The organism is Pseudomonas sp. LBUM1664, assembly GCF_059695895.1.
Window position 1 is genome coordinate 396,911 of sequence record NZ_CP166791.1, and the last position, 23,931, is coordinate 420,841.

General features: G+C 62.0%; 19 protein-coding genes. 16 read left to right on the plus strand and 3 right to left on the minus strand.

The features are described from left to right. The first annotated feature begins 98 nt into the window (after positions 1 to 98). The 12 genes from ACA047_RS01920 to madM all read left to right on the plus strand — a co-directional run bounded on the left by ACA047_RS01920 (position 99) and on the right by madM (position 15,380). Positions 99 to 6,029, plus strand: coding sequence for an Hpt domain-containing protein (locus tag ACA047_RS01920; RefSeq protein ID WP_497356204.1), 5,931 nt, complete (start codon positions 99 to 101; stop codon positions 6,027 to 6,029). Then, a complete protein-coding gene (locus tag ACA047_RS01925) occupies positions 6,022 to 6,492 on the plus strand; it encodes a chemotaxis protein CheW (protein WP_497356206.1) in 471 nt (156 codons plus the stop codon). Before ACA047_RS01920 ends, ACA047_RS01925 begins: the two co-directional genes overlap by 8 nt. Positions 6,493 to 7,497: 1,005 nt before the next feature. Then, positions 7,498 to 7,854 (plus strand): DUF6124 family protein, encoded by a 357-nt coding sequence (locus tag ACA047_RS01930; protein WP_497356208.1) that lies wholly within the window; start codon positions 7,498 to 7,500, stop codon positions 7,852 to 7,854. Positions 7,855 to 8,126: 272 nt separating this feature from the next. Further along, positions 8,127 to 9,797 carry a malonate decarboxylase subunit alpha gene (mdcA, locus tag ACA047_RS01935; protein WP_497356210.1) on the plus strand — a complete coding sequence of 557 codons (1,671 nt, stop codon included), beginning with the start codon at positions 8,127 to 8,129 and terminating at the stop codon, positions 9,795 to 9,797. After that, complete coding sequence (locus ACA047_RS01940; RefSeq protein ID WP_497356212.1) at positions 9,798 to 10,673, plus strand: triphosphoribosyl-dephospho-CoA synthase; 876 nt, start codon at positions 9,798 to 9,800, stop codon at positions 10,671 to 10,673. After that, entirely contained in the window at positions 10,673 to 10,972 is a 300-nt protein-coding gene (locus ACA047_RS01945) for a malonate decarboxylase subunit delta (protein ID WP_497356214.1), read from the plus strand. Before ACA047_RS01940 ends, ACA047_RS01945 begins: the two co-directional genes overlap by 1 nt. Beyond that, the gene (locus tag ACA047_RS01950; RefSeq protein ID WP_497356216.1) at positions 10,965 to 11,816 is read left to right on the plus strand and encodes a biotin-independent malonate decarboxylase subunit beta; all 852 of its coding nucleotides are present in this window, start codon (positions 10,965 to 10,967) and stop codon (positions 11,814 to 11,816) included. Before ACA047_RS01945 ends, ACA047_RS01950 begins: the two co-directional genes overlap by 8 nt. Then, positions 11,813 to 12,616, plus strand: coding sequence for a biotin-independent malonate decarboxylase subunit gamma (gene mdcE, locus ACA047_RS01955; protein ID WP_497356218.1), 804 nt, complete (start codon positions 11,813 to 11,815; stop codon positions 12,614 to 12,616). The genes ACA047_RS01950 and mdcE overlap by 4 nt, the downstream gene beginning before the upstream one ends. Next, complete coding sequence (locus ACA047_RS01960; RefSeq protein WP_497356220.1) at positions 12,613 to 13,233, plus strand: malonate decarboxylase holo-ACP synthase; 621 nt, start codon at positions 12,613 to 12,615, stop codon at positions 13,231 to 13,233. The genes mdcE and ACA047_RS01960 overlap by 4 nt, the downstream gene beginning before the upstream one ends. Further along, positions 13,230 to 14,150, plus strand: coding sequence for a malonate decarboxylase subunit epsilon (mdcH, locus tag ACA047_RS01965; protein ID WP_497356222.1), 921 nt, complete (start codon positions 13,230 to 13,232; stop codon positions 14,148 to 14,150). The genes ACA047_RS01960 and mdcH overlap by 4 nt, the downstream gene beginning before the upstream one ends. A gap of 67 nt (positions 14,151 to 14,217) precedes the next feature. Further along, entirely contained in the window at positions 14,218 to 14,610 is a 393-nt protein-coding gene (madL, locus tag ACA047_RS01970; protein ID WP_497356224.1) for a malonate transporter subunit MadL, read from the plus strand. A gap of 5 nt (positions 14,611 to 14,615) precedes the next feature. After that, on the plus strand, positions 14,616 to 15,380 hold the full coding sequence (gene madM / locus ACA047_RS01975; RefSeq protein ID WP_497356226.1) for a malonate transporter subunit MadM: 765 nt from the start codon (positions 14,616 to 14,618) through the stop codon (positions 15,378 to 15,380). Between the two features lie 44 nt (positions 15,381 to 15,424). Here madM and ACA047_RS01980 read toward each other — a convergent pair whose 3' ends face one another. Further along, positions 15,425 to 16,345, minus strand: a complete 921-nt coding sequence (locus ACA047_RS01980) for a LysR family transcriptional regulator (RefSeq protein ID WP_497356228.1) — start codon at positions 16,343 to 16,345, stop codon at positions 15,425 to 15,427. A 163-nt stretch (positions 16,346 to 16,508) separates the two neighbouring features. Between ACA047_RS01980 and trhA the strand changes: the two genes are divergently transcribed. Further along, the gene (gene trhA, locus ACA047_RS01985) at positions 16,509 to 17,126 is read left to right on the plus strand and encodes a PAQR family membrane homeostasis protein TrhA (protein ID WP_497356230.1); all 618 of its coding nucleotides are present in this window, start codon (positions 16,509 to 16,511) and stop codon (positions 17,124 to 17,126) included. Between the two features lie 68 nt (positions 17,127 to 17,194). Here the strand turns inward: trhA and ACA047_RS01990 are convergent, their stop codons facing one another. Both ACA047_RS01990 and ACA047_RS01995 read right to left on the minus strand, forming a co-directional pair. Beyond that, on the minus strand, positions 17,195 to 17,914 hold the full coding sequence (locus tag ACA047_RS01990) for a 16S rRNA (uracil(1498)-N(3))-methyltransferase (protein ID WP_497356232.1): 720 nt from the start codon (positions 17,912 to 17,914) through the stop codon (positions 17,195 to 17,197). 130 nt (positions 17,915 to 18,044) lie between these two features. Then, positions 18,045 to 19,451 carry an adenosylmethionine--8-amino-7-oxononanoate transaminase gene (locus ACA047_RS01995; protein WP_497356234.1) on the minus strand — a complete coding sequence of 469 codons (1,407 nt, stop codon included), beginning with the start codon at positions 19,449 to 19,451 and terminating at the stop codon, positions 18,045 to 18,047. A 223-nt stretch (positions 19,452 to 19,674) separates the two neighbouring features. Here ACA047_RS01995 and ACA047_RS02000 point away from each other — a divergent pair, with 223 nt between their 5' ends. The 3 genes from ACA047_RS02000 to ACA047_RS02010 all read left to right on the plus strand — a co-directional run bounded on the left by ACA047_RS02000 (position 19,675) and on the right by ACA047_RS02010 (position 23,892). Next, entirely contained in the window at positions 19,675 to 21,432 is a 1,758-nt protein-coding gene (locus ACA047_RS02000) for a flavin monoamine oxidase family protein (RefSeq protein ID WP_497356236.1), read from the plus strand. A gap of 1,279 nt (positions 21,433 to 22,711) precedes the next feature. After that, the gene (locus ACA047_RS02005) at positions 22,712 to 23,263 is read left to right on the plus strand and encodes a cytochrome b (RefSeq protein ID WP_497356238.1); all 552 of its coding nucleotides are present in this window, start codon (positions 22,712 to 22,714) and stop codon (positions 23,261 to 23,263) included. A gap of 32 nt (positions 23,264 to 23,295) precedes the next feature. Then, positions 23,296 to 23,892 (plus strand): YceI family protein, encoded by a 597-nt coding sequence (locus ACA047_RS02010; RefSeq protein WP_497356240.1) that lies wholly within the window; start codon positions 23,296 to 23,298, stop codon positions 23,890 to 23,892. The last annotated feature ends 39 nt before the right edge of the window (positions 23,893 to 23,931 follow it).

Below are 23,931 nucleotides of genomic sequence, written 5' to 3' on the forward strand. Positions count from 1 at the left end.
TCGGTCGCGGAAGGACCGCATCGTCCTCATCGCGGGCAAGCCTTGCTCCCACAGGGGTGCTTTGTGCCCTCGGCAATGATTGTTGATTTGGAGTGGTTATGGGTGATCGGCACGACTATGTGGCCCTGGAATGGGTCAAGGGCGAGATTGCCGAAACGCTGAAGCACGCCCATCAGGCCCTCAACCGCCTGGTGGACGATCCGCAGGCGTCGGATGCGCTCGGGCAATGCCTGGCCTGCATTCATCAGGTGCACGGCGGCCTGCAGATGGTCGAGTTCTATGGCGCGGCGTTGCTGGCCGAAGAGATGGAGCAACTGTGCGCCGCCCTGCAGGACAACCGCATCGCCCACCGCGACGAAGCCATCAGCCTGTTGAGGCAGGCCCTGGGACAGCTGCCGATCTACCTGGACCGCATACAAGGTGCCCGCCGCGATTTACCGCTGGTGGTGTTGCCACTGATCAACGACCTGCGCAGTGCCCGGGGCGAGGGCCTGTTGTCGGAGACCAGCCTGTTCAGTCCTGAGCTGCCGGATATCGCGTTGCTCAGTGACGTGGCCTTGAAACGGCTCGAACCGCCGGATTTGCCAAACACCTTGCGTAAACTGCGCCAGACCCTGCAAATGGCCCTGGTGGGCCTGTTGCGCGAACAGGACGACGCGACCCACCTCGGTTACCTGGCCAAGGTCTTTCTTCGCCTGGAAGGGCTGTGCGCCGGGGCGCCGCTCAATGCGTTGTGGCAGGTGGCTTCGGCGTTGGTCGAAGGCATGCGCGAGGGGCGCATCGCCAACAGCCCGGCGCTGCGCAGCCTGTTCAAGCAAGCCGACAAGGAACTCAAGCGGCTGTTGGACCAGGGCATGCAAGGCATCAACCAACCGGCACCGCCGCAACTGCTCAAGAGCTTGTTGTTCTATATTGCCAAGGCCGAACATCCCAGCGGGCAGATGCAGATCATGAAAGAACGCTACTCACTGGACGATGCGCTGCCCGACAGCGCCATGGTCGACGAAGAACGTGCGCGCCTGGCCGGGCCCGACCGCGATGCCATGCGCTCGGTACTCACAGCGCTCTGCGAAGAGCTGGTACGGGTCAAGGAACGGCTGGACCTGTTCGTGCGCAGCGACCGTCAGCACGCCTCGGAACTGGACAGCTTGCTGGCGCCCCTGCGGCAGATCGCCGACACCTTGGCAGTGCTCGGCTTTGGCCAGCCGCGCAAGGTCATCATCGATCAACTGGCAGTGGTCCTGAGCCTCGCCCAAGGCCAGCGCGAGCCTGATGATGCGACCCTCATGGACGTCGCCGGTGCCTTGCTTTACGTCGAGGCGACCCTGGCCGGCATGGTCGGCACCGTCGAGCCCGAGAGCCGCGAAGAAAGCCGCCTGCCCACCACCGACCTGACCCAGATCCACCAGATCGTCATCAAGGAAGCCCACACCTGCTTGCAACAGGCCAAGGACATGATCGTCGATTACATCGATGCCGACTGGGACAGCGAGCATTTGCAGGCCTTGCCGGCGCTGCTGACCCAGGTTCGTGGCGCGCTGGCCATGATCCCCTTGAGCCGTGCCGCCAGCCTGGTGGAGGCGTGCAACAGTTTCATCCGCGAACATCTGCTGCTGGACCAGGCCCAGCCAGGTTGGGAAGAACTCGACCACCTGGCCGACGTGATCACCGGTCTTGAATACTACCTGGAGCGTTTGAGCGAAGACCCGCAAACGCCGGGTGAACCCTTGCTGGACGTGGTCGAGCAGAGCCTGGGTGAGCTCGGTTATTTCCCCGACGCAGCCCGTGTACCGTTGCTCGACGATGTGCTGAGCCCCAACGAAGCCCGGGTGATGCAGGACTTGCAGGAGCTGGATGACCCGCAAACTGTGCAGTCGCTGGCCCAAGTGCTGGCCAGCCCGGTCTCGGCGGTCAACCCGCCGGCCAGGAGCACGCCGGGTAGCCTGCTGCCGCCGCCGGTGGATGAAAGCCCGGTGGACGATGAGTTGCGCGAGGTCTTTCTCGAAGAAACCGATGAAGTGCTGGACGTCCTGCGCGAGTACCTGCCGCGCTGGAGCGCTCACCCCGACGACCACGGCGCCCTGAGCGAACTGCGCCGGGCCTTCCACACCCTCAAGGGCAGCGGCCGGATGGTCCGGGCGCTGGTGCTGGGTGAACTGGCCTGGGCTGTGGAAAACCTGCTCAACCGGGTATTGGAACGCAGCGTCGAGCCGGGTACTTCGGTCCGGCAGTTGATAGAAAGCACGGTGCAATTGCTGCCGGCCCTGGTGGCCGAGTTCGCTGCCAATTGCCAGCGTCAGCGCGACGACGTCGACCGTCTGGCCGCCCGCGCCCATGCCCTTGCCAAGGGCAGCGCCGAGGAAGATGAAGACGAGCAAGACGTGGCCGCCCTCGATCCGCTGCTGCTGAAGATCTTCGACAACGAAGCCCAGGGCCATCTCGCCAGCCTCAATCGCTTTCTCGAACAGGCCGCCGAACACCTGCCGTTGCAGGCTAGCGACGAATTGCAACGGGCCCTGCACACCCTCAAGGGCAGCGCATCCATGGCCGGCGTTTTGCCGATTGCCGAGCTGGCCGGTGCGATGGATCAACTGGCCCGGGAATACAAGGTGCACCTGATCACCCTCGACCTGGATGAGGTCGAACTGCTGCTGGAGGCCGAAGGCTTGTTGCGCCTGGGCTTGCGTCAGTTGCACAGCGAGCCGCTGGCGCCGATCCCGGGCGCCGAGGATCTGATCCAACGAGCCCAAACCCTGCTGGCCGAGCGCCTGCAAGCAGTCCTCAGCGCGCCGGACAAGGGGTTGCGGACCAAGCACGATCCGCAACTGATCAACAACTTCCTGGCCCAGGGCATGGACATCCTGCTGGACGCTGAAAGTCTGTTGCAGCGTTGGCAGCAGCATCCTGAAGGCCAGGAACTGAGTGCGTTGCTGGATGAGCTGACCACCCTGGGCGAAGGCGCGCACCTGGCCGATTTGCACCCGGTCGACGAACTCTGCGAAGCCTTGCTTGACCTCTATGGCGCGGTGGAAGAAAGCAGCCTGGCGGTCAGCGATGAATTTTTTCAGGAGGCCAAGCGTGCCCACGAAGCCCTGATCGACATGCTCGATGAACTGGCGGCCGGGCAGCATGTGCATCCGCAGCCTGAGCGGGTGCAGGCCCTGCGTCGCTTGCTTGAGGCCAGCCTCGACCCGGCGGCCACGGGTCTGATTCGCAGCGACGGCAGCCGCACCCTGAGCATCCGCGAACTGGGCAACGCGACGGCTGAACTCGAACGCACCGCCCCCGCCGATACTTCAGTGGACGAGGACATCGCCTCGATCTTTCTCGAAGAGGCCCAGGACATCCTCGAAAGCGCCGCTCAGGCGCTGCAACGCTGGCTGGACGACCCGGACAACGGAGCGCCACTGTCTTCGTTGCAGCGTGATTTGCACACCCTCAAGGGCGGTGCGCGGATGGCTGATGTCCGGCCGGTGAGCGACCTGGCCCAGGAGCTGGAAAACCTTTATGAGGGTCTGGTGGATCGCCGCTACAGCTACAGCGAGGAACTGGAGCAGTTGCTCAACAGCAGCCACGAGCGCCTCGACCTGTTGCTCGGGCAGTTGCAGCAGCGCCAACCGTTGGGCGATCCCGTTGCGCTGATCGATGCCATTCGCCGTTTCCGTCAGGACAAGCCGAACGCAATCGAGGCGACCGGGGCGACCCCCAGCGATGCAGCCGGGCATGATCCCGAGCTGCTGGAAATTTTCCTCGAAGAGGGCTTCGACATCCTTGATAGCTCCGGCGCGGCGCTGCTGCGCTGGCAGGACGAACCGTCGAACCGCCAGGCTGTGGAAACCCTTTTGCGGGATCTGCACACCCTCAAGGGCGGCGCGCGGATGGTGGAAATCGTGCCCATCGGCGACCTGGCCCATGAGTTGGAAAACCTTTATGAAGGCCTGTCGGCGGGCCTGCTGCAACCGACCCCGGCGCTGTTCACCTTGTTGCAAAGCAGCCATGACCGACTGGCGCAGATGCTCGACGCGGTGCGTGCCGGGCAACCGTGCCCGCTGGCTGACCGGTTGATCGTACAGATCCAGGCGGTGAATCATCCGCAGGACCGCGAGACGCCCCAAGCCGTCTCAGCGCCGGAAGTGGTTCCGGCCCCGCCTGTACCCCTGACACCGGCGCCCGCCAGAGCCGAGCCCGGTGTGCCGAATGACGGTGCGGACATGGTCAAGGTCTCCGCCGAGCTGCTCGATGACCTGGTGAACCTGGCCGGGGAAACGTCGATCTTCCGTGGGCGCATCGAACAGCAGGTCAACGACGCGCGCGTGGCCCTGAGCGAGATGGAAACCACCATCGAGCGTATGCGTGACCAGTTGCGACGCCTGGACACCGAAACCCAGGGGCGGATTCTCAGTCGCCAGCAAGTGGAGGCCGAGCGCCTGGGTTACGAAGAGTTCGACCCGCTGGAAATGGACCGTCATTCCCAATTGCAGCAGTTGTCCCGGGCGTTGTTCGAGTCCGCCTCGGACCTGCTCGATCTCAAGGAAACCCTCGAGCACAGCAATCACGACGCAGAGAACCTGCTGCAACAGCAGGGGCGTATCAACACCGAACTCCAGGAAGGCCTGATGCGCACGCGCATGGTGCCGTTCGAGCGCATGCTGCCGCGCCTCAAACGCATCGTGCGGCAAGTGGCGCAGGAGCTGGGCAAGGACGTGGAGTTCGTGGTCGACAATGCCGAAGGCGAGATGGACCGCAACGTGCTGGAGCGCATGGCCGCGCCTCTGGAGCATATGCTGCGCAACGCCGTCGACCACGGCCTGGAGCCCGCCGACGTGCGCATCGCCGCTGGCAAACCGGCACGGGGACGCATCAGCCTCGACCTGTCCCGGGAAGGTGGCGACATCATTTTCGACATCCGCGATGACGGCGCCGGCGTGCCGCTGGATTCGGTGCGACGCAAGGCGATCAAGCGTGGCTTGCTGGCGCCGGACACCGACATGAGCGACCGTGACGTGTTGCAGTTCATTTTGCAGCCGGGGTTTTCCACCGCCGAAAAAATCACCCAGATCTCCGGCCGTGGCGTCGGCATGGACGTGGTCCACGAAGAAGTGCGGCAATTGGGCGGCAGCATGGTCATCGACTCCACTCCGGGCCAGGGTGTGCATTTTCGCATTCGCCTGCCGTTCACCGTGGCGGTCAACCGGGCGTTGATGGTGCAGTGTCACGAAGACCATTACGCGATCCCGTTGAACACCATCGAAAGCATCGTTCGGGTATTGCCCGCCGAGCTGGACGGCCATTACCAGCTTGATCCGCCGACCTACACCTACGCCGGGCAGCGTTACGAGCTGTGCTACCTGGGCGAGCTGCTGAAAACCTGCGCCCGCCCCAAACTATTGGGCCAGAACCAACCCTTGCCGGTGCTGCTGATGCAGTGCAACGAGCGGCATATCGCGGTGCAAGTGGACGCCACCGCCGGGACCCGCGAGATCGTGGTCAAGAGCCTCGGCCCGCAATTCTCGGCGGTGCAGGGCCTGTCCGGGGCGACCATCCTGGGGGACGGCCGGGTGGTGCTGATTCTCGACCTGCTGGCGCCGATCCGTGCCTTGCCCAGCCAGGCTCCGCGTCGCCCGGCACCGGCTGAAGGCGAGGGCGAACATCAGCGGCCGTTGCTGGTGCTGGTGGTGGACGACTCGGTGACGGTCCGCAAGGTCACCAGCCGCTTGCTGGAACGCCATGGCATGCACGTACTGACCGCCAAGGACGGCGTGGATGCCATGGCGTTGCTGGCCGAACACGCTCCAGACCTGATGCTGCTGGACATCGAGATGCCGCGCATGGACGGCTTCGAAGTGGCGATGCAAGTGCGCCAGGACCCGCGTCTGGCGCAGATGCCGATCATCATGATCACCTCCCGCACCGGCCAGAAACACCGCGACCGTGCGATGGCCATCGGCGTCAACGACTACCTCGGCAAGCCGTATCAGGAATCGGTACTGCTCGACAGCATTGCCCACTGGAGCAAAATCCATGCATGAGCATCGCACCAGCCACCTCACCGGGCTGCTGCTGCCCTTGGCCGACCGCCACCTGATTTTGCCCAACGTGGCGGTGGCCGAGCTGATCGATTATCAGAGCAGCACGTTCGATATGGACACCCCACCGTGGCTGTTGGGCTGGGTGAGCTGGCGCGAACGGCAAGTCCCGCTGCTGAGCTTCGAGTCGGCTTGCGGCCAGAAAACCGTGATCGGCGAGCGCGTGCACATCGTCGTGCTTAACGCCTTGGGTGGGCGCCCGGAGTTGCGCTTCATCGCGCTGCTGGTGCAGGGCATCCCGCGTTCCTACAAGCTCGATGCTCAGCTGAGCTATGTCGATGTGCCGCTGTGCGGGCTGGAACAGGCGGCGGTGCAGGTGGGGGAGCATGTGGCGAAAGTGCCGGATTTGTTGGCGTTGGAGGAGTTGGTGGTGGCCGCGGGGTTGGTTCAGTACCACAAACCCTGAGACATACGAAGTTGCAATGTGGGGGCGAGCTTGCCCGCGAGGCGACCGTATAGCCGACCTGTTTCTCCCGGTTGTACTTCGATCAAACTGTGGGAGCGAGCCTGCTCGCGATGGCGGCCTGACAGCCGGCCGGGATTTTGTTGACCGGGTACATATCCATTGCTGCGGTAACGGCTACTTAGGGTTCCGCCCTGACGGCGGCTCACTTTTGAGAAGCGCAAAAGTAAGCAAAACGCTTCTGCCCCACCACTCGGCACCTCGCCTAGGCTCGGTGTGCCCGAACGCAGGCATTGCTCCGTGGGCCCGCCGCGAAGGGCCATCCATGGCCCTGCGCGGCTATCCCGGCATCCATGCCGGGATGCCCACTACGCAATACCTGCGTTCGGCCATCGTGGTTAACGGGGCGCCGAGATCAACGTCCGTCGCGAGGCGGCCTGACAGCCGGCCTGGCTCTTGCGGCTGTACACCCTTCAGACTTGTTTGAGCAGGACCTGTGGGAGCAAAGCTTGCTCGCGAAGACGGCGGCACATTCAGCATTGATGCAAGCAGACCCACCGCTATCGCGAGCAAGCTTTGCTCCCACAAGATTGGCGGTGGACGCTGATCATATAAACGACCAAAACCTGTGTGGGAGCGAGCTTGCTCGCGATGGCGGCCTGACAGCCGACCAGGTGTGTGGGAATGGTCGGACAAACTTCCTGACTCAAGCAGATTTTTCCGACGAGCTCTGGCGGTTGCCGGGTGGGAAGGGCTATCGCTAACCTTTTCCCGTCGCTGCAAATACAGCGATCGGGCTTGGAAACCCGAAGTAGACGGCGCAAAAGCGCCCTTCATAACGTATGCTGGCGGTCGTTTTTTGACCTTGCTTTCGTTATGGCGGCTGTGCGCGGGAGGCCTTCGGGTCTGCCGGGCTCGTTTACCCCGGTTTTCCAACCTGCGTACGGCTGCCACCCATTCGCTTGGAAACGAACGTGGCAGCTCCAACCAGTAAACGGAGCGTCACCTATGTTCAAAGTTACACCCAATCCCCCTGAGCCTGACAACACATCAGCCCACGCCGGTCTCGACCCGCAGAAGCTCGATGAAGCCGCTGAACGCGCGCTCAGCTTTTATCTCGATCCCAAACCTCAAGACAAAAAGAAACAACCCTCAGGCCAATTGTTCGCCGTCGTGGATGGCCTCGACAACGAATGCCTCCTTGCCAACCTCAGCGAAACTCTCGCATCCGCCAATGTCATGCTCAACGAACTGGCTTTCGACCTTGAAGGTTCGCCCCGGCATTTTGCCCTGGGCATCCAGCAGATGATCGAGCTCAGCGAGTTGCTGGCAAATCGGGCGCTGGACATTGTCGACCCGCGCTAAAGTCGAACGCGTTCTTGTGGCGAGGGGATAAATCCCCTCGCCACAGAATTCGAATCCAACTACATACCCTTGTGGGAGCGCTCGCGATGGCAGAGTGTCAGTCAACATAGGTGCTGGCTGACCCACCGCATCGCGAGCAGGCTCGCTCCCACAATGTGCCCGTGTTCGCAGACTATTACCCTAACCGTAACAGTTCATCACTGAGCTTGATTGATGCCCTCCCCACAACACTCCTAATGTGACCCCCACGACAGCGAACCCGTGGAGTGGTCATGACAACAACAATATCCCCCGACTCGCGATGGACACGGCGGCGCTGCGAAAAGCAGCGGCGTCTTGCGTTGGTGAAGGGGTTTGCCGACGGCGTGGTGTTGCCCACCGACAAGATCGTTGCGGCGCTGGAGGCGTTGATCCTGCCCGGCGACCGTGTGGTGTTGGAAGGCAATAACCAGAAGCAGGCGGACTTTCTTTCCCGCTCCCTGGCGAAAGCCGACCCTTCGAAGCTGCACGATTTGCACATGATCATGCCCAGCGTCGGCCGGTCCGAGCACTTGGACCTGTTCGAGCGCGGTATCGCCCGCAAGCTGGACTTTTCCTTCGCCGGCACCCAGAGCCTGCGCATCAGCCAATTGCTGGAAGATGGCCTGCTGGAAGTCGGTGCGATCCACACCTACATCGAACTTTACGCCCGTCTGGTGGTGGACCTGATCCCTAACGTGGTGCTCTCGGCCGGTTTCATGGCCGACCGCGCCGGCAATATCTACACCGGCCCCAGCACCGAAGACACCCCCGCTCTGATCGAGCCGGCGGCTTTCAGCGATGGCATCGTCATTGTTCAGGTCAACCAGTTGGTGGACGACGTCAGCGACCTGCCGCGCGTGGACATCCCGGCGTCCTGGGTGGATTTCGTGGTGGTGGCCGATAAGCCGTTCTACATCGAACCGCTGTTCACCCGCGACCCGCGCCATATCAAACCCGTGCACGTGTTGATGGCGATGATGGCGATTCGCGGGATCTACGAGAAGCACAACGTCCAGTCCCTCAATCACGGCATTGGCTTCAACACCGCGGCCATCGAGTTGATCCTGCCGACCTACGGTGAATCCCTCGGCCTGAAGGGCAAGATCTGCCGTAACTGGACCCTCAACCCCCATCCCACCCTGATTCCGGCCATCGAAAGCGGTTGGGTCGAAAGCGTGCATTGCTTTGGCACCGAACTGGGCATGGAAAACTACATCGCTGCTCGGCCCGACGTGTTCTTCACCGGTCGCGACGGGTCGCTGCGCTCCAACCGCATGGTCTGCCAACTGGCCGGGCAATACGCGGTGGACCTGTTCATTGGCGCCACCTTGCAAGTGGACGGCGACGGTCATTCCTCCACCGTCACCCGTGGTCGACTGGCCGGCTTCGGCGGTGCACCGAACATGGGCCACGACCCGCGCGGTCGCCGTCACGGCACACCGGCCTGGCTCGACATGCGCCACGGCGACGGCGAGGTGCCGCTGCTCGAGCGTGGCAAGAAACTGGTGGTGCAGATGGTCGAGACCTTCCAGGAGGGCGGCAAACCGACCTTCGTCGAAACCCTCGACGCGGTGGATGTGGCGAAAAAAGCCGGCATGCCCCTGGCGCCGATCATGATTTACGGCGACGACGTCACCCACCTGCTCACCGAAGAAGGCATCGCCTACCTGTACAAGGCCCGCTCACTGGAAGAACGCCAGGCGATGATCGCAGCCGTGGCCGGGGTCACCGCCATCGGCTTGCGTCACAACCCGAAAGACACCGCGCGCATGCGCCGCGAAGGGTTGATCGCCTTGCCTGAAGACCTCGGCATTCGCCGCACCGACGCCACCCGCGAGTTGCTCGCCGCCAAGAGCGTGGCCGATCTGGTGGAATGGTCCGGTGGCCTCTACAACCCGCCCGCCAAGTTCAGGAGTTGGTAAATGCACGCCTTCAACCTGCAACCTAAAAGCTTGTCTCTGGCCGATCGCTTGGCCGATATGGCGGTGGACGCGCTGATCGACGAAGCCGACCTGTCCCCCAAACCGGCCCTGGTGGACCGACGCGGCAACGGCGCTCATACCGATTTGCACCTGGGCCTGATGCACGCCTCGGCGCTGTCGTTGTGGCCGGCCTTCAAGGAAATGGCGCAAGCCGCCATTGATTGCGGCGACATTGGCCTGCCCCTGCGCGAAGCCCTGGGGCGGATTGGCCGCGAGGGTGAAGAGGCGATGCTCGTCACCACGGGCGGTGTGAACACTCACCGCGGTGCGATTTGGGCCTTGGGCCTGTTGGTCGCTGCCGCGGCGCTGGAATCTGAATCCAGTGCTCCAGGCGCCGTCGCATTAAGAGCCGCACGCCTGGCCTTGCTCAACGACCGCTACGCCCCTCAACCCTTGAGCCATGGCGCCCAAGTGGCGCAACGCTACGGCGTGCGCGGCGCCCGGGAAGAGGCGCAGCTGGCGTTCCCGGCGGTAACCGGCCTTGCCCTGCCGCAACTCAAACGTAGCCGCGCGGCGGGTGTGGGTGAGCAGAACGCCCGGCTCGATGCCTTGCTGGCCATTATGACTACCCTGGCCGACACCTGCGTGCTCTACCGCGCCGGCGAACGAGGCCTGCAGGCCATGCAGCACGGCGCCAAAGCGGTGCTCGACGCGGGTGGCAGTGCCAGCCTGGCTGGCCGTCGCCAGTTGCACCGGCTCGACCTACAACTGATTGCCTTGAACGCCTCGCCCGGCGGCGCCGCCGATCTGCTCGCCGCCTGCCTGTTCCTCGATCGCATCGAGCGCGGCGATGGCCTTTGCCCTGGAGTGTGCTGATGGAAACCTTATCCTTTGAATTTCCCGCCGGGCAGCCGCCACGGGGCCGGGCGCTGGTGGGCTGCGTCGGCTCGGGCGATCTGGAAGTGCTGATCGAACCGGGGCTGGCGGGCAAGCTGACGATCCAGGTGCAGACCTCGGTCAACGGCAGCGAACAACGCTGGCTGCATCTGTTTGCCCGCATGTTCGACGGCCAGACACCGCCTGCAATGGCAATCGACATCCACGATTTTGGCGCCACCCCTGGCGTGGTGCGGTTGCGCCTGGAGCAAGGCTTTGAGGAGATCGGTCATGACTGACAGTACCGCGCTGCTCAATAAACACAGTTTCGTCGAACTGGGCGCCCGGCAACGGGCGAAAGCCTTGCTCGATGACGGCTCGTTCTGTGAACTGCTCGACCCGTTCCAGCGGATCATGTCGCCCTGGCTGCTGCGCCAGGGCGTGGTGCCGCAAAGTGACGACGGCGTGGTGATCGCCAAGGGCAGCCTCGATGGCCTGCCGGTGGTGATCGCCGCCATTGAAGGTGCGTTCCAGGGTGGCAGCCTCGGCGAAGTCGGTGGGGCGAAGATTGCCGGTGCGCTGGAACTGGCCGCCGAAGATAACCGTAACGGCATTCCAACCCGCGCCGTACTGCTGCTGGAAACCGGCGGTGTGCGTTTGCAGGAGGCCAACCTCGGGCTGGCGGCGATTGCCGAGATTCATTCGGCGATTGTCGACCTGCGCCAGTACCAGCCGGTGGTCGGCGTGGTGGCTGGCAGCGTCGGATGCTTTGGCGGCATGTCCATCGCCGCCGGGTTGTGCAGCTATCTGCTGGTGACCCAGGAAGCGCGGCTGGGCCTGAATGGCCCGCAAGTGATCGAGCAGGAAGCAGGGATCGACGAGTACGACTCCCGCGACCGACCGTTCATCTGGAGCCTGACCGGCGGCGAGCAGCGTTTCGCCACGGGATTGGTGGATCGTTATGCGGCCGATGATGTGACGCAGATCCGCCAACAGGTCAGCCAGTTGCTGCACCTGGGCGTGCCCGCCGAACACCGCAGCGGCCAGGCCGAGCTGTTCCTGCAACGCCTGGCTCGATTGGACACTGAGGTGCAAATCGAACCGGCGGCGGTTCGCCAGTTGTACCAGGGAGAACGTTCATGAGTGCGTATTCATTGAGAGGCTTGCACTGGTTCGAGGCCTTGAGCGGTGGCGCCAAACCGTTGGAAGGATTGCCTGCTTCGCTGAAAGTGGCTGACATCAAACTGGGGGAGCAAAGCGTACGCCTGTTGGCCGTCGTCGCCGATCCCGATAGCCGTTTCCCGCGGGCTCGCAACGGCGAAGTCGGTTTGCTGGAAGGCTGGGGCCTGGCCAAAGCGGTGGATGACGCCATCGAAGCCGACCGCGATGCGGCCAACAAGCGTCCGTTGATCGCCATCGTCGATGTGCCGAGCCAAGCTTACGGCCGACGCGAAGAAGCGCTTGGCATTCATCAGGCGCTGGCCGGCGCGGCAGACAGCTATGCCCGCGCCCGTTTGGCCGGGCATCCGGTGATCGGTTTGCTGGTGGGCAAGGCGATGTCCGGGGCGTTCCTGGCCCACGGCTACCAGGCCAACCGGCTGATTGCTTTGCGCGACCCGGGCGTGATGGTTCACGCCATGGGCAAGGCTTCGGCGGCGCGGGTGACGTTACGCAGTGTCGAAGAGCTTGAGGCCCTGGCCGCCAGCGTGCCGCCGATGGCCTATGACATCGACAGCTTCGCCAGTCTGGGGCTGTTGTGGGAAACCTTGTCGGTGGAGCAGATTGAACAGCCAACGGTGACCGATCTGGCGCGGGTGACCGACGCCTTGCAACAGGCGATCAACGATGTTGCCGGCGCACCTCGGAACTTGAGCAGCCGCCTGGGCGCGACCCATCGAGCCGCCTCCAGCACCGTTCGCCAATTGCTGAGAGCACAGTGGTGAGCGTGTTGCTCGCCCATGACTTGCTCTGGGGGCTGACCCCGCAGCCATTGCCGGCGGATGCGCCGTCATGGGCCGCTGAGCTCCTCAGCCTCGGGCAACCGGTGGTGGTGCGGCGGGCGATGGCCGCGCCGGGGCAAGTTGCGGTGGGCGTGCGAGGTGCGTCCCGGGAACAACGTTACGCCACGTCGATGTCGGTGTCCGCGATCCAGCGCCGGGTGCGCCCGGAAGATCTCTGCCACATCGAATCCCGCCGTGACTTGCCGGCCTTGCGCGCCTTGGCCGAGCTTCGGGCTCTGCTGGATGCCAGCGGTTGGGTCTGGGGCGTGAGCGGCAGCGCCGGGTTCGAACTTGCCAGTGGCGTCGAGGCGCTGCATGAGCGCAGCGACCTGGATTTGATCCTGCGCACGCCGCAACCGCTGGATCGCGCTCAGGCCAGGGATTTGCTGGCGCAACTGGACGGTTCGGTGTGTGCCGTGGACATGCAGCTGCAAACGCCCTGCGGCGCCGTTGCCCTGCGCGAGTGGGCCGGTTCGGCGCGTCGGGTGTTGCTCAAGGACAATCTCCAGGCTCGCTTGGTGATAGACCCATGGCAACTGACGCTGGAGCAGGTGGCGTGAGCAGCCTGTTGGTGTTCCCCGGCCAGGGTGCGCAGCGAGCGGGCATGCTCCATGGCCTGGCGCCGCAAGTCCTGGGCGAGGCGGGTGATGTGCTCGGTGAAGACGTACTGCAACTGGACAGCGCCCAAGCGTTGCAATCGACCCGTGCGGTGCAACTGTGTTTGTTGATCGCCGGCGTGGCGGCGTCTCGTCAATTGCTGGAGCAGGCGCCGCCGCCGGACTACGTGGCGGGGCTGTCCATCGGCGCGTATCCGGCGGCGGTGGTGGCCGGTGCGCTGGGCTTCGAAGATGCGTTGCGGCTGGTGAGCCTGCGGGGAGAGTTGATGCAGCAGGCCTACCCCAACGGCTACGGCATGACAGCCATCCTCGGCCTGGACCTGGCGGCCGTGGAAGATGTGCTGGTGCAGGTGCACAGCGACACAACGCCGGTCTACCTGGCCAACATCAATGCCGATAACCAGGTGGTCATTGCCGGCAGCGACGAGGCCATGAGCATCGTCGCCCAAAAAGCCCGAAGCCTGGGGGCCGGGAAGGCGTGTCGGCTGGCGGTGAGCGTGCCGTCCCATTGCCCGCTGCTGGAGACACCGGCCCGGACATTGGCCCAAGCGTTTGCCGAGGTGCCGTTGAAAGCGCCTGCCTTGGGTTATCTCAGCGGCAGCCGTGCCCGACCAGTGATTAACACCGAGGCCTTGCGCGACGACCTGGCCTTCAACATGTGCCGCGTCGTCGATTGGCGCGGCACCGTGCAAAGCGCTTACGAGCGTGGCGTACGTCTGCAGATCGAACTGCCACCCGGTGCGGTACTGACCGGGCTGGCGCGCCGGGTGTTCGAGCAGGGCACCGTCATTGCCTTCGACGGTGCGCGGCTCGATACCTTGCAGGCGCTGTTGCGTGAGGAGGGAAGCCGCCAACCCTAGACCACCGACTCAAGCTGGCGAAGCACAAAAACAACAACTTCGACGATGCACTTTGAGGACTACAACAATGATTATTTACGGTGTGGCATTTCTAGCCTTCTGTACCCTGGCGGGTATTTTTATCGGTGAGCTACTGGGCAAATTGATCGGCGTTCCGGCCAACGTCGGCGGCGTCGGCATTGCCATGCTGCTGTTGATCGGCCTGGGCAGCTATCTGAGCAAACGCGGCCTGCTCAAGGGTAAGTCCGAGGCGGGCGTGGAGTTCTGGAGCGCGGTTTACATTCCGATCGTGGTCGCCATGGCGGCCCAGCAAAACGTTTATGGCGCGCTCAAAGGTGGGCCGATGGCGATTCTGGCCGGGACCTTGGCAGTGGTGATTGCCTTTGCGTTGGTGCCGGTGCTGGTGCGCATCGGCAACAAAGGGCCTGAAGCCGATGTTTCCGTGAAGACGGTCGGGTGATCGCCATGTACGAATCAATGATGAAAGTGATTACCGGCTACGGCCTGATCAGTGGTTTTGCGATTGTCGGCATCACCATGTGGGTGTCGTACTGGATCAGCGACACCTTCACCAAGGGTCGCCTGCACGGCTCGGCCATCGCAATTCTGCTGGGGCTGGTGCTGTCGTACATCGGTGGTGCGATGACCGGTGGGCAGAAGGGGGTGGTGGACATTCCACTGCTCTCGGGGATTGGGTTGCTGGGCGGCGCCATGTTGCGGGACTTTGCCATTGTTGCTACGGCATTCGGCGTGAGTATCGAGGAGCTCAAGCGCGCTGGTTTCGTTGGGGTATTGGCATTGTTTGTCGGGGTTGGCACCTCGTTCATCGCCGGTGTCGGGGTCGCAATGGCCTTCGGTTACACTGACGCGGTGAGCCTGACCACCATCGGTGCCGGGGCGGTGACCTACATCGTCGGGCCGGTCACCGGCGCGGCGATTGGCGCCAGTTCCGAGGTGATGGCGCTGTCCATTGCCGCAGGGCTGATCAAGGCGATCCTGGTGATGGTGGCGACACCCTTCGTGGCGCCGCTGATTGGCCTCAACAATCCGCGCAGTGCGGTGATCTTTGGCGGATTGATGGGCACCTCCAGCGGCGTGGCCGGTGGCCTGGCGGCGACGGATCCGAAGCTGGTGCCGTATGGCTGCCTGACGGCGGCGTTCTATACGGCGCTGGGGTGTTTGCTGGGCCCTTCGTTGTTGTTCCTGATCATGCGGGGGTTGATGGGGTAGGTCTCAGTCTTGACTGACCGTTCCCATGCTCTGCGTGGGAACGATCATGAGGTGGCCTGGCGATTAGCGTACATCCGGCATTCGGCAAGCAACGCCAGCAAATTCGGATCGCGCTCCTTGGCCTTCAGAAACACCACGCCGATGTGCTGCTGCAACCGATACCGTTCCTGCAAGGGGATCAGTTTCACCCGGTTTTCATACACCGCCGCAATCCTTCCTGGCAGCAATGCATAGCCCACCCCGGAACTGACCATGCTCAGCAGGGTAAAGATGTCGTTGACCTGCATTGCCACCTTCGGCTCGAACCCCGCCTGCTTGAACACCCGAATACCGTCCTGATGCGTGGCAAAACCTTGGGTCAAGGTGATAAACGTCTCGTCGCGCACCTCGGCCAGATCGACTTCGGTCCGTTGGGCAAAGGGCGAGTCCGCTGGCGTGGCGAGGAAGATGTCATCGGAAAACAGCGCGATGTGCTCGCAGTCCGGGTCGTTGACGCTGTCGTCCAGCGAGACGAGGATGGCATCGACTTCCATATTCTTGAGCTTGTACAACAGGTCGATGTTGGAGCCCATGATCAGGTCGATATTGAGTTCGCTGCGGCGAATTTTCAGGCCCATGATCAACTGCGGCACGGTCTTGACCGTCAGCGAGTACAGCGAGCCCAGCTTGAAACGCTCTGCGGAGAACCCGGCGGCTTCGCGGGTCAGGCGCACACTTTCGACCACGTCCTGAATCAGCTTCTGCGCCCGCTCTTCCAGCACATAAGCGCTTTCCAGCGGCGTGAGGTTGCGGCCTTCGTGCTTGAACAACGGGCAACGCAAGGCACTTTCCAGGGAGTGAATGGCCCGGTGCACGCTGACATTGCTGGTCTGCAACTCGGCCGCTGCCCGCGCGAGGTTGCCGGTGCGCATGAAGGCCAGGAACACCTCGAGTTTTTTCAGGGTCAATTCTTCGTCGATCAGCATGGGGCGGACTCTTATTTGTATGACCCGATTGTGCCCCAATCCACCATGGGATGCTGCCCTGTGGTGTGGGAGCAAAGCTTGCTCCCACAGATAGCAAAACATTGCACTTTGAAGCGCCAGGCCTGAGCCTTGGCATCTGTTTCGGAATATGAGGTGGGATTGGATGTATCACGGGGAACGACTCAACGCCTGGACTCACCTGGTGGGGGCGGTCGCAGCGTTTATCGGTGCGGTGTGGTTGCTGGTGATTGCCGGGATGGCCGGCGATCCGTGGAAGATCGTCAGCGTGGCGATCTACGGGTTCACCTTGCTGGTGCTGTACAGCGCTTCGACGGTTTACCACAGCGTGCGCGGGCGCAAGAAAGAAATCATGCAGAAGGTCGATCACTTTTCGATCTACCTGCTGATTGCCGGCAGCTATACCCCGTTCTGCCTGGTAACCCTGCGCGGGCCGTGGGGCTGGAGCCTGTTCGGAACCGTCTGGGGGCTGGCGCTGATCGGGATCTTGCAAGAGATCAAACCGCGTTCCGAAGCGCGGATCTTGTCGATTGTGATCTACGCCGTGATGGGCTGGATCGTGCTGGTGGCGATCAAGCCATTATTGGCGGCCCTGGGCAGTACCGGGTTCACCTGGCTGGCCACGGGGGGTGTGTTGTACACCGTGGGCATCATCTTTTTCGCCTTGGACCACCGGCTGCGTCATGCCCACGGCATCTGGCATCTGTTTGTGATCGCCGGCAGCCTGCTGCACTTCGTGGCGATTTTGTTTTATGTGCTCTAACTCATGAGCACCGTTGCTCTGCTGTGGGAGCGAGCCTGCTCGCTCCCACATGAGTTCTACATTCGACTTTAAAAATCCCCCCACAACTGCTGCGCCACGGCCAATGCCACCACCGGCGCGGTTTCGGTGCGCAGCACGCGCGGGCCGAGGCGGGCGGCGTGGTAGCCGGCGGTCTTGGCCTGCTCGACTTCGGCGTCCGACAAACCGCCCTCCGGGCCGATCAGGAACGCCAGTGTCGAGGGCTTGGCGTGGCTGACCAGCGGTTCGGCCACCGGGTGCAGCACCAGTTTGAGCTCGGCGTCGGTCTGCTTCAGCCAGTCGGCCAGCAGCAACGGTGGGTGAATCACCGGCACTGTCGAGCGCCCGCACTGCTCGCAGGCGCTGATCGCCACCTGGCGCCAGTGCAACAGGCGCTTGTCGGCGCGTTCGTCCTTGAGGCGCACTTCGCAGCGCTCACTGAAAATCGGTGTGATCTCGCTGACCCCCAGTTCCGTGGCTTTCTGGATCGCCCAGTCCATGCGCTCGCCTCGGGACAAGCCCTGGCCGAGGTGAATGCCCAGCGGTGATTCAACCTGCCCGGCGAATTGCTCGTCCAGCTGCACCCGCACGCGTTTCTTGCCGACTTCTGCCAGGGTGCCGCGAAACTCCAGGCCGGAGCCGTCGAACACCTGCACCGCATCGCCTTCGGCCATGCGCAGCACACGACCGATGTAGTGGGCCTGCGCTTCAGGCAACTCGTGGTCGCCGAGGCTCAGGGGGGCGTCGATGAAGAAGCGGGACAGTCTCATGTGGAATCTCTGCAAGAAAAAAGATTGGGGTTGGCGCTGATGACCTCATCGCGGGCAAGCCTTACTCCCACAGGAGTACGTGGATCAACTGTGGGAGCAAGGCTTGCCCGCGATGGCGGTGGCCCAGGGGCTAGCCCGGGTCGCGAAAACCCGGATGAAAATCCTTCGGCACGGCCACGCTGACCTTGTTCTGGGTGGCGATGTCGATGCCTTCGCTGGCCACTTCGGCCAGGAAGTCGATCTGCTCGGGTGTGATGACATAAGGCGGCAGGAAATACACCACGCTGCCCAGCGGTCGCAGCAACGCGCCGCGCTCCAGGGCATGCAGGAACACGCTCAGGCCGCGACGCTCCTGCCATGGGTAAGCGGTTTTGCTCGCCTTGTCCTTGACCATTTCGATGGCCAGCACCATGCCGGTCTGACGCACTTCGGCCACGTTCGGGTGATCGGCCAGGTGCGCGGTTGCGCTCGCCATGCGCTGGGCCAGGGCTTTGTTGTTTTCGATGACGTTGTCTTCTTCGAAGATATCCAGCGTCGCCAGGGCCGCCGCGCAGGCCAGGGGGTTGCCTGTGTAGCTGTGGGAGTGCAGGAAGGCGCGCAGGGTCGGGTAGTCGTCGTAGAACGCGCTGTAGACCTCGTCGGTGGTCACGCACGCCGCCAGCGGCAGGTAACCGCCGGTCAGGGCCTTGGAAAGGCAGAGGAAGTCCGGTGTGATGCCGGCCTGTTCACAGGCGAACATCGTCCCGGTACGGCCGAAGCCGACGGCGATTTCGTCGTGGATCAGGTGCACGCCGTAGCGGTCGCAAGCCTCGCGCAGCAGCTTGAGGTACACCGGGTGATACATGCGCATGCCGCCAGCGCCCTGGATCAGCGGCTCGACAATCACCGCGGCCACGGTGTCGTGGTGTTCGGCGAGGGTCTGTTCCATGGCGGCGAACATAGTGCGCGAATGCTCTTCCCAACCCATGCCTTCGGGGCGGTGGTAGCAGTCGGGGCTGGGCACTTTGAGCGTGTCCAGCAGCAGCGCCTTGTAGGTTTCAGTGAACAACGGCACGTCGCCCACCGACATCGCGGCGATGGTTTCGCCGTGGTAGCTGTTGCTCAGGGTGACGAAGCGCTTTTTATTGGGCTGGCCGCGATTGATCCAGTAATGAAAGCTCATCTTCATCGCCACTTCGATGCAGGACGAGCCGTTATCGGCGTAGAAGCACCGGGTCAGGCCCGCGGGCGTCATCTTTACCAGGCGCTCGGACAGTTCGATCACTGGCTGATGGCTGAAGCCGGCCAGAATCACATGCTCCAACTGATCGACCTGATCCTTGATCCGCTGGTTGATGCGCGGGTTGGCATGGCCAAACACGTTGACCCACCAGGAACTGACGGCATCGAGGTAGCGCTTGCCTTCGAAGTCTTCCAGCCATACGCCTTCGCCGCGCTTGATGGGGATCAGCGGCAGCTGTTCGTGGTCTTTCATCTGGGTGCAGGGATGCCACAGCACCGCGAGGTCGCGTTGCATCCACTGGTTATTCAGGCCCATTAACAGTCTCCTCGAGGCGGCTCGCGGCGGGCGCGGGCAAAACAATCGCGCAAGCCTATGCAATGACGGCCCCGTGGACAACCCATTGTGTCGTTGCGCCTACTTTGAACGAGGCGATAGACGCCGCTGGCGGCGCTTTGATGGCTGACGTATTCTTCGCCGTTCTCAGGGCCGCCTGGCTCGAAAAACTGAAGTTACCTACGTTTACTCCGGAGTTCGTTGAATGTCTGCTGGTTGGCTGCGCGCCTGTGCGCTGGTGATGATAGGGCTGTTCAGCGTTTCGGCGCTGGCCAAGGACAAGCAACCGACGGCTATCGTCATCGGCGGTGGCCTGGCGGGGCTCACAGCGGCCTATGAGCTGCAGAACAAAGGCTGGACCGTGACGCTGCTGGAAGCCAAACCGAGCCTGGGCGGTCGCTCGGGCATGGCCACCAGTGAGTGGATCGGCAACGAAAAGACTCAGCCGGTGCTGAACAAATACGTCTCGACCTTCAAGCTGAGTACCACGCCGGCCCCGGAATTCGTGCGCACCCCAAGCTATCTGATCGACGGCACCTATTTCACCGCCGCTGACCTGGCGACCAAACAGCCGGCCACCGCCGAAGCCCTCAAGCGCTACGAAACCACCCTGGACGACCTGGCGCGTTCCATTGAAGACCCGCAGAACCCGGCGGCCAACAACACGTTGCACTCGCTGGATCAGATCTCCGTGGCCAACTGGCTCGACCGTCTGCAACTGCCAGCCACCGCGCGGCAGCTGGTGAACCAGGAGATTCGCACTCACTATGACGAACCGTCGCGTCTGTCGTTGCTGTATTTCGCACAGCAGACCCGGGTCTATCGTGGTGTGTCCGACCGCGACCTGCGCGCCTCCCGCCTGCTGGGTGGCAGCCCGGTACTGGCCCAGGCTTTCGTCAAGCAGCTGAAGACCATCAAGACCAGTTCGCCCGTGTCGGCCATTTCCCAGGACAAGGACGGTGTGACCGTCAAGGTCGGCAGCGTCGGCTATCAGGCTGATTACGTCGTGCTGGCGGTGCCACTGCGGGCGCTGAACAATATCCAGTTGACCCCGGCCCTGGACGCCCAGCACCAAGGCGCGATCAAGGGCACCAACTACGGTTGGCGCGACCAGATCATGCTCAAGTTCAAGACGCCGGTCTGGGACAGCAAGGCGCGCATGTCGGGCGAGATCTACAGTAACGCCGGCCTGGGCATGATGTGGATCGAGCCGGCCATGAAGGGCGGCGCCAACGTGGTCATCAACCTGTCCGGCGACAACGCCCGGGTGATGCAGGCCTTTGGCGACAAGCAGATGGTCGATCAGGTGTTGATCCGCTTGCACGCGTTTTATCCACAGGCTCGTGGGGCGTTCACCGGTTATGAGATTCGCCGCTACAGTACCGACCCGTCCATGGGCGGCGCGTACCTGGCCTTTGGTCCGGGCCAGATCAGCAAGTACTGGCGTCTGTGGGAACGGCCGTTGCAGCGTGTAGCCTTTGCCGGCGAACATACCGACACCTTGTATCCAGGCACCCTGGAAGGCGCATTGCGCAGCGGTCAGCGGGCGGCCAGCCAGGTTGAAGACCTGGCGGCGGGCAAGTCGTTTGAACCGGCCAAGGTCGTTCCGGCGGCAACGGCCGCAGCTGCCGGCGCGGTGGCGGCGAAGAAGGGCAACTTCTTTACTAACCTGTTTGGTGGCTCGGATGACGATAAGAAGCCGGAACCGACCAAGGCTCCGGAACCGGTAGCTCCGCCAACACCGGCGCCTGTTCCAGTACCAACCCCGGCACCTGCGCCGGTGGAAGCGCCCAAGCCTGTGGCGCCGGTAAAAGCCGGGCCTGCCAAGAAGGCACCGGCGAAGAAACCGGCCGCCAAGACCCCGGCCAAAAAAGCCCCGGCCAAGGCCCCGGTGAAAAAGGCTGAACCGGCGAAGAAGCCAGCGGCCAAGCCGGCGGCGACCACTGAGGCCGAGGCTCAGTAACGTTCAGGCGTAAAAAAAAGCGCGACCCACGGGCCGCGCTTTTTTTTGCTCATCTATCAGGTATGAGGCATTTGGTTTTGCTTGCGTAGAGCCTTGAAGCTGCACAGATCTCCGATCTTGCTCCTACACGTATCAGCGATATATCAGATGCTTCCCACAAAAGAGTCGGAAGGAAATGATAGATCGCACCAAGTATTGCGCTCTAGTCTCTTCAAAAAATGGAGAGCATATGAAATTACTAGCAGCAATAATAATGTTGACCACACTGTCTGGTTGCGTAGTTGGCGATTGCAGAGATCCTTTAACGATTCCGATGATTCCAAAAAATGACCCTCAACTGGCATATAAGTGCCGAATGGATCCGTACAAGCCTGAGTGTTCAGTCAATTGATGCTTTTCTATTCGGCGCTTTTATATCTGAGTCGTGAATGGTGTTAGAGAGGTCCTAATGAAAATTTCCATGTGTGAATCGGCACATCTTCAAATATGACCTTGACCCGCTTTGGCTTAGGAAAACGGCCAGGAACAAATCCAAAGCGGGCCCAGCAAAGACTTCCGGTCCGTCTGTCATAGATGACCAAATTGCCGTCATCCTGCATCGTCATACAAGCGTTATACCAAAGTGATTTGTCTCTACTATGAGTACTTTCAGCAATCCATACACGCCTTCTCGCTGGATCGTAAAGAAAGCCACTATTGGCAATTACAAATTGCAGGGGCTCCCGCATTCTTTTTGGATGCAAGGTTGAGCTATAACGTTGATTGCCATCTGCAACCTAGACGACAGCCTCGCCATCCTTAATGATCAAATTCCCATCATCCTGCAATATCAATCGAAATCGTCCGCTTGGAGACTGAAGGTACTGCCCCGGCGACATTGTTTGATTGGATGGCAGCAACGGCGAGCCACTGGTTCGAAATGGAGTGTAAGGAACAGCCATGTTTTCACCTCGTTCTATGAGTCGTTGAACGCTCATTTGATCAAGGGTAAAAGCGGAAATGGCGATACATATATAGTGCATGGCAAAAACATGTTGGGCGGCGGGGTGGCCCCACGCGGTCTCCTGTGGGAGCGAGCCTGCTGGCGATGAGGCCCATACAGGCACCCAAAGGCTGCCTGACCCCCTCGCCATCCCCCATCGTTTCCCCTTTAATCTTTCCTTAACCCACCCCATCCAGACTGATGATCGTATTTCTCGATATTTCAAAGCGAAAATTTCCGCTTTAAATCGATAGATAACTCGCTAGTCTTGGTCGCAGTTTTCACAGGATATGAGCAATGCAGCTACGCAACTCTTCTTCTCGCTATGGCTGGGTCAGCATCGTTTTGCACTGGGGCGTTGCGCTGGTGGTGTACGGGCTGTTCGCGCTGGGCCTGTGGATGGTCGGCCTGGACTACTACAGCAGCTGGCGCAAAGACGCGCCGGACCTGCATAAGAGCATCGGCCTGGTATTGCTGGCGGTCATGTTGCTGCGGGTGATCTGGCGTTTTGTCAGCCCGCCGCCTCCGACCCTGGAGACTTACGGGCGTCTGACGCGTGTCAGCGCCAAGCTCGGTCATGGCGCGCTGTATCTCGGGCTGTTCGCCGTGATGGTTGCCGGTTACCTGATTTCCACCGCAGACGGTGTCGGGATTCCGGTGTTTGGTCTGTTTGAAGTCCCCGCGCTGGTGTCCGGACTGCCCGATCAGGCAGACGTCGCCGGCCAGATTCACCTTTACCTGGCGTGGGCGCTGGTTATTTTCTCCGGCCTTCATGCGTTGGCAGCATTGAAACACCACTTTATCGACCGTGACGCGACCCTCAAGCGAATGCTGGGGCGCCAAGCCTGATGTTCAACCTCGACTCCAAAGGAATAGAAAGCATGTTGAAAAAGACGCTCGCCGCTCTGGCAATCGGTTCCGCTCTGCTGTCGGCCGGCCAGGCCATGGCTGCTGACTACGTGGTCGACAAGGAAGGCCAGCACGCCTTCGTCGACTTCAAGATCAGCCACCTGGGCTACAGCTACATCACCGGTACCTTCAAGGATATCGACGGTAAGTTCAGCTTCGACGCCGCCAAGCCTGAAGACAGCAAGATCGAGTTCAACGTACGTACCGCCAGTGTGTTCACCAACCACGCCGAGCGTGACAAGCACATCGCCAGCGGGGACTTCCTGGACGTCAGCAAATTCGCCGAAGCCAAGTTCGTCTCTACCAGCGTCAAGGCCACTGGCAAAAATGCCGATGGCAAAGAAACTGCCGACGTAACCGGCAACCTGACCCTGCTGGGTGTGACCAAGCCGATCGTGGTCAAGGCCACTTTCCTGGGTGAAGGCAAGGATCCATGGGGCGGCTATCGTGCTGGCTTCGAGGGCACTACCAGCATCAAGCGTTCCGACTTCGGCAAGCAGAAAGAGCTGGGCCCACAGTCTGACGCCGTTGAACTGTACGTGACCTTTGAAGGTGTCAAAGCGAAGTAAGCTTCGCGCCTGACAAAAAAATGCCCCTGATCGCAAGAT